Annotated in this window: 14 protein-coding genes; 9 read left to right on the top strand and 5 right to left on the bottom strand. The window is 74.3% G+C overall.

Annotated features, from left to right (window positions below; genetic code table 11):
* The first annotated feature begins 9 nt into the window (after positions 1-9).
* Positions 10-1,164: a class I tRNA ligase family protein gene (locus ACRAKJ_RS28145; RefSeq protein ID WP_438925017.1), complete on the top strand. Its 1,155-nt coding sequence runs from the start codon at positions 10-12 to the stop codon at positions 1,162-1,164.
* 95 nt (positions 1,165-1,259) lie between these two features.
* Entirely contained in the window at positions 1,260-2,003 is a 744-nt protein-coding gene (locus tag ACRAKJ_RS28150) for a methyltransferase domain-containing protein (protein ID WP_438925016.1), read from the top strand.
* Between the two features lie 62 nt (positions 2,004-2,065).
* On the opposite strand, the gene ACRAKJ_RS28155 is transcribed toward ACRAKJ_RS28150, so the two are convergent.
* Positions 2,066-2,653 (bottom strand): TMEM165/GDT1 family protein, encoded by a 588-nt coding sequence (locus ACRAKJ_RS28155; protein WP_438925015.1) that lies wholly within the window; start codon positions 2,651-2,653, stop codon positions 2,066-2,068.
* Between the two features lie 299 nt (positions 2,654-2,952).
* On the opposite strand from ACRAKJ_RS28155, the gene ACRAKJ_RS28160 reads away from it, so the two are divergent.
* Positions 2,953-4,371: a phosphatase PAP2 family protein gene (locus ACRAKJ_RS28160; protein WP_438925014.1), complete on the top strand. Its 1,419-nt coding sequence runs from the start codon at positions 2,953-2,955 to the stop codon at positions 4,369-4,371.
* A gap of 69 nt (positions 4,372-4,440) precedes the next feature.
* Here the strand turns inward: ACRAKJ_RS28160 and ACRAKJ_RS28165 are convergent, their stop codons facing one another.
* The 3 genes from ACRAKJ_RS28165 to ACRAKJ_RS28175 all read right to left on the bottom strand — a co-directional run bounded on the left by ACRAKJ_RS28165 (position 4,441) and on the right by ACRAKJ_RS28175 (position 6,853).
* Positions 4,441-4,794 carry an SPW repeat domain-containing protein gene (locus ACRAKJ_RS28165; RefSeq protein ID WP_438925013.1) on the bottom strand — a complete coding sequence of 118 codons (354 nt, stop codon included), beginning with the start codon at positions 4,792-4,794 and terminating at the stop codon, positions 4,441-4,443.
* A gap of 119 nt (positions 4,795-4,913) precedes the next feature.
* Positions 4,914-5,798 (bottom strand): virginiamycin B lyase family protein, encoded by an 885-nt coding sequence (locus ACRAKJ_RS28170; RefSeq protein ID WP_438925032.1) that lies wholly within the window; start codon positions 5,796-5,798, stop codon positions 4,914-4,916.
* A gap of 179 nt (positions 5,799-5,977) precedes the next feature.
* Entirely contained in the window at positions 5,978-6,853 is an 876-nt protein-coding gene (locus tag ACRAKJ_RS28175; protein ID WP_438925012.1) for an EamA family transporter, read from the bottom strand.
* Positions 6,854-6,969: 116 nt separating this feature from the next.
* On the opposite strand from ACRAKJ_RS28175, the gene ACRAKJ_RS28180 reads away from it, so the two are divergent.
* Positions 6,970-7,863, top strand: coding sequence for a LysR substrate-binding domain-containing protein (locus ACRAKJ_RS28180; protein ID WP_438925011.1), 894 nt, complete (start codon positions 6,970-6,972; stop codon positions 7,861-7,863).
* A 69-nt stretch (positions 7,864-7,932) separates the two neighbouring features.
* Here the strand turns inward: ACRAKJ_RS28180 and ACRAKJ_RS28185 are convergent, their stop codons facing one another.
* The gene (locus ACRAKJ_RS28185; RefSeq protein ID WP_438925010.1) at positions 7,933-9,087 is read right to left on the bottom strand and encodes a helix-turn-helix domain-containing protein; all 1,155 of its coding nucleotides are present in this window, start codon (positions 9,085-9,087) and stop codon (positions 7,933-7,935) included.
* Positions 9,088-9,327: 240 nt separating this feature from the next.
* Here ACRAKJ_RS28185 and ACRAKJ_RS28190 point away from each other — a divergent pair, with 240 nt between their 5' ends.
* The 5 genes from ACRAKJ_RS28190 to ACRAKJ_RS28210 all read left to right on the top strand — a co-directional run bounded on the left by ACRAKJ_RS28190 (position 9,328) and on the right by ACRAKJ_RS28210 (position 15,594).
* Positions 9,328-10,596 (top strand): YncE family protein, encoded by a 1,269-nt coding sequence (locus tag ACRAKJ_RS28190; protein ID WP_438925009.1) that lies wholly within the window; start codon positions 9,328-9,330, stop codon positions 10,594-10,596.
* Between the two features lie 496 nt (positions 10,597-11,092).
* Positions 11,093-12,487, top strand: coding sequence for a M20/M25/M40 family metallo-hydrolase (locus ACRAKJ_RS28195; RefSeq protein ID WP_438927028.1), 1,395 nt, complete (start codon positions 11,093-11,095; stop codon positions 12,485-12,487).
* Positions 12,488-12,530: 43 nt separating this feature from the next.
* Positions 12,531-14,210 (top strand): hypothetical protein, encoded by a 1,680-nt coding sequence (locus ACRAKJ_RS28200; protein WP_438927029.1) that lies wholly within the window; start codon positions 12,531-12,533, stop codon positions 14,208-14,210.
* Between the two features lie 13 nt (positions 14,211-14,223).
* On the top strand, positions 14,224-14,955 hold the full coding sequence (locus ACRAKJ_RS28205; RefSeq protein WP_447008734.1) for a hypothetical protein: 732 nt from the start codon (positions 14,224-14,226) through the stop codon (positions 14,953-14,955).
* A gap of 150 nt (positions 14,956-15,105) precedes the next feature.
* The gene (locus tag ACRAKJ_RS28210) at positions 15,106-15,594 is read left to right on the top strand and encodes a YbaK/EbsC family protein (protein WP_438921202.1); all 489 of its coding nucleotides are present in this window, start codon (positions 15,106-15,108) and stop codon (positions 15,592-15,594) included.
* Positions 15,595-15,646: the final 52 nt, after the last annotated feature.

The following is a 15,646-nucleotide window of genomic DNA, read 5'->3' on the forward strand; positions in this document are numbered from 1 at the left end:
AGGTGGGCGGTGGCGCGCGTGTACGTCACGACGAGCACCGGCCGACGCCTGCCGGACCTCGGGTACGCCCTGGGCGCCGTGCAGGCCGACGTGCTGGCCCGGCACCACCGGATGCGCGGCGACAAGGTCCGCTTCCTGACCGGCACCGTCGGCGCGGGCGGCGCGTTCGCGGCGCTGCGCGAGCCGCTGGCGCTGTCCACCACCGACTTCCTCGACGGCGACGACCCCCGGCACGCGGCGGGCGTCGAGCGGTTGCGGCGCGCGACGGGCGACGCGTCGCGGCACGTCGAACGGGTGCGCGGCCTCGCCGCGTCCGGCGCGCTGCGGATCGCGCCCACCGGTCCCCCGCCCGCCGGACCCGACACGCCCGGCGACCCCGACGACCCCGGCGAGGGCCACTGGGGGCCGCTGACCAGCCTCGGGTACGCCGCCGACGGGCCGAACTTCCGGCGCTGGTGGCTGGACGGCGACCGGCGCGTCCACGTGGTGGGCCGGGCCGAACTCGGGTTCCACGCCCTCACCTGGCCCGCGCTGCTGCTGTCGGCCGGCCTGCCGACGCCCACCGACGTGCTGGTGCACGACGACCTGGCCGGCTCGCCGCTCGACCCGCTCGACCTGGCCGCGCGGTACGGCGCGGACGCGGTGCGGTGGTGGCTGCTGCGCGAGGCGTCCGCCGACCCGGCGGCCTCCCGGCTCGTCACCGCCGCGAACCGGGACCTGGCGGGCACGCTCGGCAAGACCGTCGACCGGGCCGTGACGATGGTCCACCGCTACCGCGACGGCCGCCCGCCCGCGTCCACCACCGCCGCGCCGGGCGCGGACCGGCTCACCGCCGCCTGCCGCGACGCGCCCGACCTCGTGCACGAGGCGTTGACGGACTTCGACTTCCCGCGCGCGATCGCGGCGGTGTGGCGGGTCGTCGAGGAGTCCGACCGGTTCGCCGCCGAGCAGCACCCGTGGGACCTGGCCCGCGCCGAACGGGCCGGGGACCGGGGCGCGGGCGCGCGGCTGGACGCGGTGCTCGCCGCGCTCCTGACGGCCTGCCGCACCCTGGCCACCCAGCTGACCCCGTTCGTCCCGGCGCTGGCGGACCGCATCGCCGGGCAGTCGTCGGGCCTGTCCGGCGCCCTCGCCCTGCCGCAGGTGCTGTTCCCGCGACGGTGAACGACCACCCGAATCCACTGTGGACGAGCGAACACCCTTCCACCGAAGGGGAAAACGGGTGGCGGTCCCGCCCGGACCGCGTCAGGCTGAGGGGCATGACTTTCGACGACCTGGTGGCCGAGGGCGAGTCCGTCCCGGTCGAGGGCTGGGACTTCTCCTGGTTCGAGGGCCGCGCCACCGAGCAGCGGCCGTCGTGGGGCTACGCGCGGCTCCTCGCGGCGCGCACCGCCGAGGCGGGTGCCGTGCTGGACGTGCAGACGGGCGGGGGTGAGGTGCTGGCGACCGTTCCGCGCCCGCCGCGCGTGCTGGCGGCGACCGAGTCGTGGCCGCCGAACCTGGCCGTGGCGCAGCGGAACCTGGCCCCGCTGGGCGGGGTGGTCGTGTCCGCGCCGGACGACGGTCCGCTGCCGTTCGCCGACGCGGCGTTCGACCTGGTGGTCAGCCGCCACCCGGTGGTGACGCCGTGGGCCGAGGTCGCCCGGGTGCTCGCACCCGGCGGCACGTACCTGTCCCAGCAGGTCGGTCCGGGCTCGGTGCACGAGCTGACCGACTTCATCATGGGGCCACAGCCGATCGGCGACGACCGCGACCCCGACCGCACCGCCGAGGAGGCCCGCGGGGCCGGCCTGACCGTGGTGGACCTGCGCCCGGAGACGCTGCGCGTGGAGTTCTTCGACATCGCCGCCGTGGTCCACTTCCTGCGCAAGGTGATCTGGATCGTCCCGGGCTTCACCGCCGCCGCCCACCGCTCGCGCCTGGCCGACCTGCACGAGCACATCGTGCGCGAGGGCTCGTTCGTCGCCCACTCGACCCGGTTCCTGATCGAGGCGAAGCGCTGAGGCGTGCGCCGGGAACCGGCACGGCGCCCGCCACCGGGGTGGGTGCGGGCGCCGTGCCGGGATCAGGCGAGCTGGCGCACCGCGTCGATCGCGAGCCAGACGCCGAACAGGAAGAACAGGGCCGCCGCGCCGTAGCGGATCGCCTTCTCCGGCAGGTTGCGGCCCAGGGCGCGGCCCACCACGATCGCCAGCGCGTCCGCCGCCACCATGCCCAGGGTCGAGCCGACCCACACGCCGAACCAGCCGTGGTCGGTGGCCAGGGTGATGGTGGCGAGCATCGTCTTGTCCCCCAGCTCCGCGAGGAAGAACGCGGTGCCGACGGCGATCACCGCGGACTTCGTCACGCGCTGCGCCTTGGACTTCTCCTCCTCGGTGAGCGTGTCACCGCGCAGGGTCCAGAACCCGAAGCCGATGAACGCCAACGCCGCCACCAGGGCGATCCACCCGGTCGGCAACGCCGCTCCCAGGCCGTGGCCGATGCCGACCGACGCGAGGTGCACGAGCGCGGTGGCCAGCGTGATGCCGAGCAGCACGGGCCACACCTTGAAGCGGGTGGCGAACGTCAGGGCCATGAGCTGGGACTTGTCGCCCAGCTCCGCGACGAAGATCACCCAGAACGACAGCGTCGTGCCGACTAGCACTGCATCCATTGGAACCGGTCCCTCATCCTGCGGCCGGACCGGGGCGCGACGTGGGCGACCTCGACCCGGCACGTGTTGTGCCTGGATCGAAGGTCTCGCCCGCCCCGGTGACCGAGGCCGCCCGACCGGACCCGTGAACGGGTCAGTGTGTCGACCGGGACGTTGGGGGCTACTCCCCTTCGCTTGCGCCACGAAGCCTAGACGACGGGTCCTTCCGGGCCAAACCGTTGTGCGCCCGCTCACGCCCGGCGGTTTCGCGAACGCCGCGCGTGGGCACGCCCAGGGGTGATCAACCCTGAGGAGGGGACGTGGCGCGCGGTCGTCCGGGTGTGCTGGTGGCAGAGCGGTTCGCCGCGTCCCTCGTGGTGGCCGCGTTGGGGGGCACCGGTTTCGCCCTGGTGTTCCTGCTGGTGCGGTGGTCGCCGGCGGGCGGGGTGGACCAGTTGGTCGCCGACTGGGCGACCCGGGTCGTGGCGGCCGACGACGGGGTCGTCGGCGTGCTGGAGGCGCTGACGCGGCTCGGCGACACCTCGACGCTGATGTTCGTCGGCGGCCTCGGGGTGCTGTGGCTGCTGGTGCGCGGGCGGCGGCGGGAGGCGGTGTACGTCGCGGTGACCGCCCTGGGGGCCGGGGTGCTCGGCGTGGCGGTGAAGGAGGCCGTGGGGCGGTTGCGGCCGCTGGTCGAGGTGGTGGTGGCGTCCGCCCCCGGGCCGAGCTTCCCCAGCGGGCACGCGCTGGGCTCGCTCACCACGTACGGCGTGCTGCTGCTGGTCTTCGGGTCGGTGCGCCGGGTGCGGGTGGTGGCGGGCCCGGTCGTCGTGGCCGCGGTCGTGGTGGTCGGCGTGACGCGGGTGGCGCTGGGCGTGCACTTCGTGACCGACGTGCTGGCGGGCTGGCTGCTGGGCCTGCTGTGGCTGGGGTTGACGGCGGAGGCGTTCCGGCGGTGGCGGCGCGACGTCGGGCTGCCCGACGCGCCGCCCGTGCACGGCGTGGCACCGGACGCCGCCGACGACCTGAGGCCGGTGCCGCGCGGGCACGTGCCCGCGGTGGCGCACCCGTGGCGGGTGGCCGCCGAACTGCTGGTCGTGTGGGCGCTGCTGCTGTGCGCGCTGTTCGGCCTGGGCCGCCTGCTCACGGCGGCGGGACCGGACGCGCCGCCCGCGTTCGACCGGGCGGTGTCGGCGTGGTTCGCCGAACGCCGCACCCCGTTCTGGGACGCCGTGCTGATGCCGTTCGGCACGGTGGGCGGCACGTCGGCGGTGGTCGCCGCGGCGGTCGTGGTGTGCGTGACGTCGTTGGCCGTGGCCCGGGCGTGGCGGCCGGCGGTGGTCGTCGTGACGGGCATGACCGGTGAGATCACGCTGTTCCTGCTGACCACGGCGATCGTGGACCGGGCGCGGCCGGCCACCCGGTCGACCGACGACCTGCCGCCCACGTCGAGCTTCCCGTCCGGGCACGTGGCCGCGACGCTCGTGCTGGGCGCGCTGACGGCGTACCTGGCGGTGCGCGGCACGCGGCACTGGTGGCGGTGGGTGGTGGTGGCGCTCTGCGTCGCCGTGCCGGTCCTGGTCGCCCTGCAACGCCTCTACTCGGGCCTGCACCACCCGACCGACGTGCTCGGCAGCGCGCTGCTGGCCGCGGTGTGGGTGACCGCGACGATCGCGCTCACCGCGAACGGCACCCGCCGCGCGGCGGTGCCGGACCGCGACGCGCGAAGCCCGCGCTGAGCGCCGACCGCGGTCAGCACGGCCCAGTCGACACCGCCTGGTCAGCGCGGCCCGATCGACACCGCCCGGTCAGCGCGGCCTGGTCACCAGGGTCATCGCGACGCCGACCGCGGTCACCGCGCAGCCGATGCCGAGGGCGTTCGCCAGCGGCACGACCTCGGTCTGCCGGATGCCGTTCAGCCACGGGTTCGCGGCGATCCACCAGCCGGACAGGACGAGCACGGGCCCGGCCCAGCGGGCGTCCAGGGGCGCCATCATGCACACCAGGGACACCACCACCACGACCGCGCCCGCCACCACGGCGTCGCGGATGCCGTTGCGCTGGTCGGTGAAGCCCAGGCCGACCGCCACCGGGGACATGAGCTGCCACAGCCCCAGCAGGAACGCGGTCACCCCGAGCCACGACGCGAGCCGCCGCTTCACGCGCGCACCCCGCGGTCGGGGCGCAGGCCACAGATCGACACTTCCCAGCTTCCCATCGCCCGACCGCTCGCGGTACCGGTTCCCGCTGGGTGGTACTACGGCCGGCGCCCCCACCCGGTTCACCGCGAGGTGGAGATCCGCGCCAGCGCGCCGGTCTCCAGCGCCGCCCACAGCGCGCCGTCCGGGCCGAGCGCGATGCCGTGCGGCTCGGAACCGGGCGACGGCAGGTCGTGCGTCGTGACGACGCCGTCCGCGGTGACCGACCCGATCCGGTTGCCGCCCCACTCGGTGAACCAGCACGTGCCGCCGACCGCGGTGATCGCGTGCGGGCGGGCGGCCCGGTCGGGCAGCGGGAACTCGGTGACCTCGCCGTCGACGGTGATCCGCCCGACCTGCCCGGCGGCGATCTCGACGAACCACAGCGCGTCGGGCCCGGCCGTGATGCCGACCGGCGCGGCGGCGTCGGTGGGCAGGGGGTGGAGGGTGGTGTCGCCGTCGACGGTGATCCGGCCGATGGCGTTCGCCTGGTTCAGGGTGAACCACAGCGCGCCGTCCGGCCCGGCCGTGATGGCGGACGGGAACGCCCCCGCGACCGGCAGCGGGAACCCGGTGACCTCGCCGTCGACGGTGACGCGCCCGACGCGGTCGGCCGCCGACTCGGTGAACCACAGCGCGCCGTCCGGTCCGACCGCGAGCCCGAACGGCCCGCAGCCGTCCGCCAGCGGGAACCCGGTGACCTCGCCGTCGACGGTGACGCGCCCGATGCGGTGCGCGCCGTACTCGGTGAACCACAGGGCGCCGTCCGGCCCGGTGACCACGATCGTCGGCGCGCTGCCGGGTTCGAGCGGGAACCCCGCCACCTCGCCGCCCGGCACGAGCCGCCCGATGCGCGCGGCGTGCACCAGGGTGAACCACAGCGCGCCGTCCGGGCCGGCGGTCAGCGCGTACGGCCCGTCCCCGGCGCCTGCCACGACGTGCTCCTCGATCACGACCCGGTCCGCCACGCTCTCCCCCTCCGGACTGGCGATGATCAAGCAGGGTAACGGTTCGCCCCGACCGCCCGCACCGCCCCGGCGCGACCGGGGTGACCCGGGACGGGGTCGGGGGCGGGACAGGGCGGTGTCCGCGCCCGGCCGGCTCGTCCGGGTCGAGCGGCCGGCCGGTGAGCGGGCGGGGGCGGCGCTCACGTCGCCGGCGCGCGGGCGGAGGACAGGGTGGACCCGACGCTCGCCAGCACGACCAGGCCGATCGCGGCGACCGCGAGCGGACCGACGTGCTGGGACAGCGCGAGCGCGCCCACGAGCGTGGCGACGACCGGTTCGAGGCTCAGCAGCACGCCGAACACGGGGCGCGGCAGGCGGCGCAGCGCGGCCAGCTCCAGCGTGTACGGGATCACCGACGCCAGCACCGCCGTGCCCAGCGCCACGGCCAGCAGTCGCGGGTCACCCACCGCGCGCCCCGCGCCGCCGACGCCGAGGGGCAGCAGCACGGCGGCGGCGACCGCCAGGCCGACGACGAGCCCGCCCTGCCCCGGCACCACCGCGCCCAGCCGCGCGCCGGCCAGGATGTAGCCGGCCCAGAACACGCCCGCGACCAGCGCGAACACCACGCCGAGCGGGTCGAGGCCGCTCGCCGCGCCGTCCCCGGTCCAGCCGAGCGCCACCACGCCCACCGCGGCCAGGCCCACCCACGCCAGGTCGCGCGGGCGGCGGGACAGCGCGGCGGCCAGCGCGAGCGGGCCGAGGAACTCGACGGTGACCGCGACGCCCAGCGGGACGCGGGCGATCGAGGCGTAGAAGAAACCGTTCATGCCGGCCAGGGAGAGGCCGAACAGGACCGCCGCGAGCCAGTGCCGCCGGTCCCAGCCGCGCAGCGACGGCCGCACGACGGCGCACAGCACGGCGGCGGCCAGCGCGAGGCGCAGGAACGTGGCGCCCGCCGGACCGGCCACCGGGAACAGCTCGGCCGCCAGCGCCGCCCCGACCTGGAGCGACGCGCAGGAGCCCAGCACCATCAGCACCGCGGCGGCACGCCGTTCGGTGGGCGCGAGGGCGGTCACGCGGTGACCTGTGGCTCGAAGATCATGCGTCCACCCTCGGTCACCCGCACCCGTCGGTCCAGCGAACCTTCCTGCGCGATACTCGTCAGCAGAACCGCACGATCGCGGAGGTCCGGGTGCTCGACGTCCACCGGTTGCGGCTGCTGCGCGAGGTGCACCGGCTGGGCACGCTCGCCGCCGTCGCCCGCGCCCTGTCCTACAGCCCGTCCGCGATCTCCCAGCAGCTGGCCCAACTGGAGGCCGAGGCGGGGGTGCGGCTGCTGGAGCCGGTGGGGCGCGGCGTGCGGCTGACCGAGCAGGCCCGCGTCCTCGTCCGGCACACCGAGGTGATCCTGCACCGGCTGGAGCTGGCGCGGTCCGAGCTGGCGGCGTCGCTGGACGAGGTCACCGGCACCCTGCGGGTGGCGTCGTTCCAGACGGTCGTGCTCGCCCTCGTGCCCCGGGCGCTGACCCTGGTCGCCGAACGGCACCCCCACCTGCGCGTGGAGATCACGCACCGCGAGCCGGACGCCGCGTACGCCGGACTGCTGACCCGCGACCACGACCTCGTGCTGGGCGAGGAGTACCCCGGCCTGCCGGCGCCACCCGACCCGGGCGTGGAGACCGAGGACCTCGTCCACGACGAGCTGCGGATGGCCCTGCCCGCGCGCGGGCCGCACCGCCGCGCCACCACCAGGCCCGCCGACCTGGCTTCGGTCCCGTGGGTCCTCGAACCCGCCGGCACGGCGGCGGGCCGCTGGGCGCGGGCCGCGTGCCGCGCGCTCGGCTTCGAGCCCGACGTCCGCTTCGAGAGCCCCGACGCGCTGCTCCAGGTCCACCTCGTGGAGACCGGCCTGGCCGCGGCCCTGCTGCCGGACCTGCTGTGGACCGACCGCGCCCACGGCGTGCGCCTGCGGCACCTGCCGAGCCGCCCGCACCGCCGCCTGTTCACCGCGGTCCGCTCCGGCGCGACGACGCACCCGGCCGTGCGCGCCTTCCGCGAGGCCCTGCACCGGGCGCGCACCGGGTAGGCGGGCGCCGGGCGGGGCGGGCGCCGGCGGAAGCCGGCGTCAGCGGTGGCGCGTCAGCCGAGGCGGACGTCAGCGGTGGCGGGCCAGCCAGGTGCGCAGGGCCCACCACCAGCGCAGCGCGTCGAGCACCGCCGAACGGCCGCCGAACGCCGGGTGGTCGGTCGAGGTGCCGGTGACCTCCTCCAGCCGGTCGAGGCGGTAGCGGACCGTGTTGGGGTGGACGTGCAGGAACGCGGCGGTGCGGCTGAGCCGCCGGTCGTGGTCGAGGTAGGCCAGGGCGGTGCAGACCAGCTCGCGGTGGAACTCGTCGTCGTGGTCCAGCGCGGCGAGCAGGGTGTCGCCGAGCAGGCCGGCGAGCACGGGGTGGGCGGCCAGCGCCGTCTCGCCGGCCAGCTCGGTCAGGTCGCGGACGCCGCGCAGGCCGAGGTCCGCCGCGACGCGCAGGGCCGCCGCGCACAGGTGGTGGACGTCGTGCAGCGCGTCGAGGGGCACCGCGGGGGCGGCGACGACCAGGGTGTCCAGCGCGGCGGGCGGGTGCGGCGCGAGGCCGGTCAGGCGGCCCTCGACGATGCCGCAGACGCCGCCGTGCGCGAGCAGCCGCTCCTCCAGGGCACGGGCCTGGACGGGGTCGGTCACCGCGGACACCAGGCAGTGGTACCGGCCGTCGGGGCGCAGCCCGGCGCGGCGCAGCTCGTCGTCGGCGGGCGGTGGCGCGCCGTCGCGCAGCAGCAGCCGGCGCAGCAGCAGGGTCCGGGTGTCGCGGGTCGTGCGGGACAGCTCCAGCTCCGCGGTGTGGTAGCCGCTGATGACGTGCCGCTCCAGCGCGCCGGTGTAGCGGTCCAGGTCGAGGATCGCCTCCAGGATCACGTCGTCGGGCACGCCCGCCTCGCGGCAGCGGGAGATGGCGATCGCGGTGGCGCGGGTGCGGCCCGCCTGGACGCCGCGCAGCAGGCCGGCGATCGGCACGCCCTGCGCGGCCCGGTCGGAGCCGAGCGCCTCGGCCGCGGTGAAGTCCTGCTCGTCGGGGTCGCGCGCGCTGGTGAACGAGTCGAGCCCGGCGGCGAGCATGACGGCCACGTGCCGCCGGTTCTCCGCCTCGGGCAGCCTGGCGACGTCCGGCGCGTGGCTGCGCGCCTCCCGGACGAGCTGGTCGACGACGTCCTCGTCCGCGGCCATCCCCTTGAGGACGCGACCGATCACGCCGAGGCCGTGCACCGCGCCCATGCGGCCCTCCCCACCGGCGTTGTCGACGGGCCACAACGGGCCGGCCGCGCGTTGGTGCCGCGCCCCTACCCGGTGTGCGCCGTCTGTTGGTTACCTGTGGCTACCGCACGGTAACAGCACGACCGGCCCGCCGGGAGCCGCCGATCCCGGTCCACCCGCTCCGCGCCGTGCGCGTTCCCGCGTCCCGCCCGCGGTTCCCGCACGCGCGTGATGAACCCCTGCGTCCGGATTGGAGCCCCCGTGACAACGACGACACCCGCTCCGCGCCGAAGGCGACGTGCCCGACTCCTCGCGGTGCTCGGCGCGGGCGCGCTCCTCGCCGGGCTCGCACCCGCGAGCACGGCGGCGGCCGACCCCCGTGCCCTGCGCCAGGTCATGTTCGTCGGCAACAACTGGGAGGGCACCGCGGACGTCATCGCGCCCTCCGGCGACTTCGCGCGGATCGGCCGGCTGGACGTGGTGCCCGACCGCGACCAGCGGTTGGCGGAGATCTACCTCAACCCGATCAAGCTCGGCTTCTTCCTGGGCATCCGGCTCGGCCCCGGCGAGGGCCACGACCAGCTGATCGACGACATGTACACCACGCCGGACGGCTCCGCGCTCGTCGTGTCGCGCCCCAGCTTCGCCGACGTCGTGTCGATCGACCTGACCACCGGCGGCGTCCGCTGGCGGTTCCCGGTGTCGGGCTTCCGGGCCGACCACATGGCGGTGTCGCCGGACGGCACGCGCGTCGCCGTGTCGGCCTCGACGTCGAACACCGTGCACGTGCTGGACATCGCGACCGGGCGGCAGGTCGGCTCGTTCACGACCGGCGACAAGCCGCACGAGAACGTCTTCAGCGCCGACGGGCGGTACCTGTGGAACATGTCGATCGGCGAGGTGTTCACCGACCTCGACGACCCGTTCTGGGACTTCACCAAGGGGGACCGGAAGATCACCGTGGTGGACGCGACGACGTTCCGCGACGCCCGGGTGATCGACATGCGGCAGCGCCTCGACGCGGCCGGCCGACCGGACCTGTCGGACGCCGTGCGCCCGGTGTCGTTCACGCCGGACGGGTCGAAGATGTACTTCCAGGTCTCGTTCTTCCACGGCTTCCTGGAGTACGACGTCGCCGCCGACCGGATCACCCGGGTCAAGGAGCTGCCGAAGAACCCGGCGACGACCGACGACCGCACCGCGTACGTGAACGACTCGCGCCACCACGGCGTGTCGATGTCGCCGGCCGGGGACAAGCTGTGCGTCGCCGGGACGATGGACGAGTACGCCACCGTGGTGGACCGCGCCACCCTGGCCCAGGGTCCCCTGGTGCCGGCCGCCAAGCCGTACTGGGCCACGGTGAGCGGTGACGGCCGGGCGTGCGTCATCTCGGAGAGCAACGCCGACCGGGTGACCGCGATCGACTTCGCGACGGGCCGCAAGATCGTCTCGGTGCCGGTGGGCGACCACCCGCAGCGGGTGCGCGTCGGTCACGTGCCGGCGGGGTGGACCGGCCCGACCGGCCGCTGACCGACCCTTCCGCGGGAACACCCCCGCCTCGCGCGGGACCACCCCCGTCCCCCGTCCGGTTCGCGGAGCGCCCCCTCCGCGAACCGGGCGGGGGACGAGGTGTTCCGGGACCGCTTCCCGCCGGCCGCACCACCCGCTCCGGCCCGACCTGTCGCGGCCGGCGCGCCCGAGCGGGTCGGGTCGGTCCCGTCCCTCCCGGTGGTCCTCCGGACGTCGGCAACGGCTTGATGCCTCGTTGCGGTGAACCCGCCGGCAGCCCGCACGCCCTCGCACCAGGGGTGCGGGTCCCCCGTGGCGGTCACGCCACCACCGCCGCGGACCACGCACCGTCGCCACCGGCCGCGTCGGACCACACGTTGGTGGGGTCCGACGCCCGCGACCTGTCGGCACCGCCGTCGCGGTGCCACGATGCAATCAGCTCCCGATCCCGCGTGGCGCACAGTCCTGAGTGGACTGTCCTCCCGGCGCCGCCCGCACATCCACGGGAAGGACCCCCATGACCGCGGTCACCTCCGAGCAGGGCTCGCACGACCGGGTGCGCGCCCTCGTGGGCGAGTACTGGCAGACGCTGATGGACCTGGTGAGGCACAGGTCCACGGCCGAGCAGCCGGACCCGCCCCTGCTCACCACCGCCGAGAAGATCGCCGGGCTGTTCCGGGCGGTCGGCCTGGACGGGGCCACCGTCACCACCATCACCCACAACGGCAGGACCTCCGCGCCCCTGGTGCACGCCGACCAGCCCGCGCGGACCGGCGGCGCGCGGACGGTCCTGCTGTACGCGCACTACGACGTGCAACCCGCCGACGAGGCCAAGTGGAAGGTGACGAAGCCGTTCGTGCCCAAGGAGGTCGCGGTGGGCGGCGACACCCGGCTCTACGGGCGCGGCTCGGCCGACGACAAGTCCGGGGTCGTGATGCACCTGGGCGCGCTCAAGGCGCTGCGGGAGAAGTGGTCCGGGCTGCCGGTCAACGTCAAGGTCGTCGTCGAGGGCGAGGAGGAGAGCGGCAGCGTCCTGGACTCCTACCTGGCCGCCCACCCGGAGGACCCCCGGTTCAAGGCCGACCTGGTCATCGTCGCCGACACCGGGAACCTGGCGGTCGGCGTGCCCGCGCTCACCTCCACCCTGCGCGGCGTCCTGTCGGTGGACGTGACCGTCAGGACGCTCGCCAAGGAGGTCCACAGCGGCATGTACGGCGGGCCGGCGCCCGACGCGTTCATGGTGCTGGCGCGGCTGCTGTCGACGCTGCACGACGCGAACGGCGACGTGGCCGTGCCCGGCCTGACCCGCTTCGACCACGACTGGCCGGCCGTGCCGGAGGACGAGTACCGCAGGAACGCGGGCGTGGAGCCCGGGGTGGACCTGGTCGGCACCGGCACGCTCGCCCAGCGCCTGTTCGGCCGCCCCTCCGTCACCGTCGTCGGCCTGCGGAACGCGCCGAGCATGGACCGGCCCGCGAACGTGCTGCACCCGGAGGTGACCGCCCGGATCAGCGTGCGGCTCGCGCCGGACCAGGACCCGGACGCGGCGTTCAAGGCCCTCGACGCCCACCTCAGGGCCAAGGCCCCGAAGGGGGTCGTGCGCGGCATCACCCCGGTGAGCCTCGGCCAGGGCTTCGCCGCCCACGAGGGCCCGTACCACGCCGCCGTCGAGAGCGCGCTCAAAACCGCCTACGGGACCGGCTCGGTCGCGCACGCCGGCCAGGGCGGCTCCATCCCGCTGGTCTCCGCGCTGCACGCCGCCAACCCCGGCGCGGACATCGTGCTGTGGGGCTGCGAGGAACCGCTGGCCAACATCCACGGGGACGACGAGAGCGTCAGCAGGTCCGAGCTGGAGCACATGACGCTCGCCGAGGCGCTGCTGCTCGACGCGCTCGCCGGGCCCCACCGCTGAACGGCTCCCCGACCGGGGGGCGGACCACCACAGGAAGGCGACCATGACCATCGCAGACCACGCACTGGACCAGGCGCGCACGTCGGGCGCGGACTCCCCGCCGAGCCCGACGGACCAGGACTTCGCGCTCCCGGCCGAAGGCGTGCCCGAGCCGCAGCGCAAGGCGGTGCTGGACAAGCTGGAGAACTACTTCGCCGACCTCCAGGGCAGGTTCCTCGGCTACCAGACCAACGAGGACCTCAAGCTGCGCGAGCCGATGGCCCGGTTCCTCGACTACCACTTCAACAACGTCGGCGACCCGTTCGAGGACTCGCACTTCACGCTGCACACCCGCTGGGCCGAGCGCGCCGTCCTGGACTACTACGCCAAGCTGTGGCACGGCAAGCTGCGCACCCCCGTCGACGGCGAGGTGCCGAAGGACGCCTACTGGGGCTACGTGCTCACCATGGGGTCCTCCGAGGGCAACAACTACGCCCTGTGGAACGCCCGCGACTACCTCTCCGGCAAGACCCTCATGCGCGAACCGGCCAAGGACGGCGGCGCGCAGTACGTCTGGGTGCAGGACACCGCGCCCTCCGACAACCAGAACGCCTACTCCCCCGTGGGCTTCTACTCGCACGACACGCACTACTCGGTGGCCAAGGCGCTGCGGGTGCTGAACATCCCGAACTTCTACGAGGTCGGCACCAAGATGTACCCGTACGCCAACCCGCTGAACCCGGGGCAGCCGTGGGACCACGAGGTCCCGTCCACCGGCGGTGACGGCGGACCGGGCAGCATCGACGTGGACAAGCTGGCGAAGCTGGTGGAGTTCTTCGCGAGCATGGGTCACCCCGTGGTGATCAACCTCAACTACGGCAGCACGTTCAAGGGCGCCTACGACGACGTGGCGGGCATCTGCGACCGGCTGCGGCCGATCTTCGCCCGGTACGGGCTGGACAAGCGCAAGGTCCGCTACGGCCGCGACGAGAACGGCAACGAGCTGGTCGACGAGCGCACCGGCCACTGGATCCACGTCGACGGCGCGCTCGCCGCGACCTACGCGCCGTTCATCGAGAAGCTCGTCGACGCGGGCGAGATCACCCCGCCCGCCCCGCTGCCGAAGTTCGACTTCCGCATCCCGGAGGTCGCTTCGATCGTCACCAGCGGGCACAAGTACCCCGGCGCGCCCTGGCCGTGCGGCATCTTCATGACCAAGGCGAACCTCCAGATGCAGCCGCCCGATCAGCCCGCCGTGATCGGGTCGCCGGACACCACGTTCGGCGGGTCGCGCAACGCGTTCTCGCCGCTGGTCATGTGGCACTTCCTGGCCAAGCACTCCGAGCGCGACCAGATGACGATGATCCGCACCGCCCTGGAGGTCACCGACCACGCGGTGGAGAAGCTCAAGGCGGTGGGCGGCGCGTGGGAGGTCGCGCGCACACCACTGGCGCTCACCGTGCGGTTCAAGCAGCCGCCGGCCGACATCGTGCACAAGTACTCGCTGGCCACGATCCCGCTCAAGACGGAGAGCGGCACCGTCAACTACGCCCACCTGTACGTGATGCCGCACGTCACGAAGGAGGTGATCGACGCCCTGGCGGCCGACCTGGCCGAGACCGCCCCGACGAGCCTGCCGGTGCAGCGCGGCGGCGTGGACATGTCGGCGTACGTGGACGGCTCGGCCGACACCGGCGACATCGCCCGCCTGGCGCTGGTGCGCTTCTCCGACAACGCCTTCTGAGGAGGACCCGGTCATGACGAAGTCCCACGACGAGGAGCACCCGAGCACCCACGGTTTCGTGCTGATGGGCGAGGATGTCGTGCACGGCGGTCACCTGGCGATGTTCACCATGGCGGAGCACCGCTACCAGGTGGTCGCGACCTTCGGGTTCAGCGCCGAGGTCAAGAAGCGCTACGTCGACGCCCTGAGCGCCGCGCGGTCGGCGACGTTCGTCGTCGTCAACGACGAGGAGCTGCTGCTCCAGAAGATGGTCGGCGACCGGCGGTTCACCGGCTCGATCATCAAGGTGGTGGGCAACGACCTCGGGAAGCCCACGGTGATCGTGTCGGGCGTCCCGGTCGAGATCACGGCCGTGCTGCACAACCGGCCGTTCCGGGACACCGACGAGTACCCGCCGAAACCCCGGTACCTGCTGCTCGGGCAGGGCTCGGCGGCGCACGTCACGCACTACATGACCAGGAAGCCCGACTACCAGCTGCTGGCCGACGTGACCCTGGTCGAGTCGGAGCTCACGGCCGCGGAACTCGCGGCCGGCGTGCTCGTGGACCTCCAGGGCGTGGAGGAGGAGCACAGCCCCGCCACCACCCCGATCCCGCCGGGCACGACCGTGCAGGCCCTCAGCGCGCAGGGGAAGAAGGTCACCCTGAAGGTCGACGAGACCCGCTGGTTCGACACCAAGGAGCTCAACGGCTCGACCGACTACTCCGCCCGCCTGCTCGAAGCGCTGGCGGCGGCCGGCGTCTGACCGCGTGACGGGGTGGCGCCGGGTCGGCCGACCCGGCGCCACCCCGTCGTGCCATCACCTCATCGGGGCAGCGGTGCGGCGCGGACCGACCACCGGGGTCTGGCATGATGCCGTGCACCCCCCGCGCCGCCGAGAGAAGTTGGCCGACAGATGAGTTCCGACAGCGCGCACGACAAGCTGATCGCCCTGCTGGACGAGCACGACGCCACCTACCGGGTGATCGAGCACGCGCCGGAGGCCGTGACCGAGGTCGTCAGTCAACTGGCGGGGTACGACCAGCGGCAGGCCGCGAAGTGCATCGTCGTGATGGTCAAGGTGGGCAAGAAGGTCACCCGCTACGCGGCGGCCGTCATCCCGGGCCACAAGCGCGTCGACTTCACCAGGGTGAAGGCGCTGTTCGGCGGGACCTACGCCGGGTTCGCCTCGCCGGAGGCCGCCGAGGAGCTGGCCGGCACCCCGGTCGGGACGATCCCCCCGTTCTCGTTCGACGAGCGGATGGAGCTGTTCGTGGACCCCGAGGTGCTCCAGCACCCCGAGGTGTTCTTCAACGCCGCCCGGTTCGACCGCTCGATCGCGCTGGCGACGAAGGACTACGAGTCCATCGCCAAGCCCCGGGTCGAGCCCATCGCCCAGGTCTGAGCCGGCGCGTCCCGGAGCATTCCCGCAGCTTCGGGATCACGCACGGTCATCG

This window comes from Saccharothrix sp. DSM 118769, from assembly GCF_052936295.1.

Bases quoted from the DNA above. Each gene is read 5' to 3' on its own strand.
- ACRAKJ_RS28150 (WP_438925016.1), top strand. From the start codon at position 1,260: ATGACTTTCGACGACCTGGTGGCCGAGGGCGAGTCCGTCCCGGTCGAG.
- ACRAKJ_RS28155 (WP_438925015.1), bottom strand. From the start codon at position 2,653: ATGGATGCAGTGCTAGTCGGCACGACGCTGTCGTTCTGGGTGATCTTC.
- ACRAKJ_RS28185 (WP_438925010.1), bottom strand. From the start codon at position 9,087: ATGGGCGCGGTGCACGGCCTCGGCGTGATCGGTCGCGTCCTCAAGGGG.
- ACRAKJ_RS28195 (WP_438927028.1), top strand. From the start codon at position 11,093: ATGACCGCGGTCACCTCCGAGCAGGGCTCGCACGACCGGGTGCGCGCC.
- ACRAKJ_RS28200 (WP_438927029.1), top strand. From the start codon at position 12,531: ATGACCATCGCAGACCACGCACTGGACCAGGCGCGCACGTCGGGCGCG.
- ACRAKJ_RS28205 (WP_447008734.1), top strand. From the start codon at position 14,224: ATGACGAAGTCCCACGACGAGGAGCACCCGAGCACCCACGGTTTCGTG.
- ACRAKJ_RS28210 (WP_438921202.1), top strand. From the start codon at position 15,106: ATGAGTTCCGACAGCGCGCACGACAAGCTGATCGCCCTGCTGGACGAG.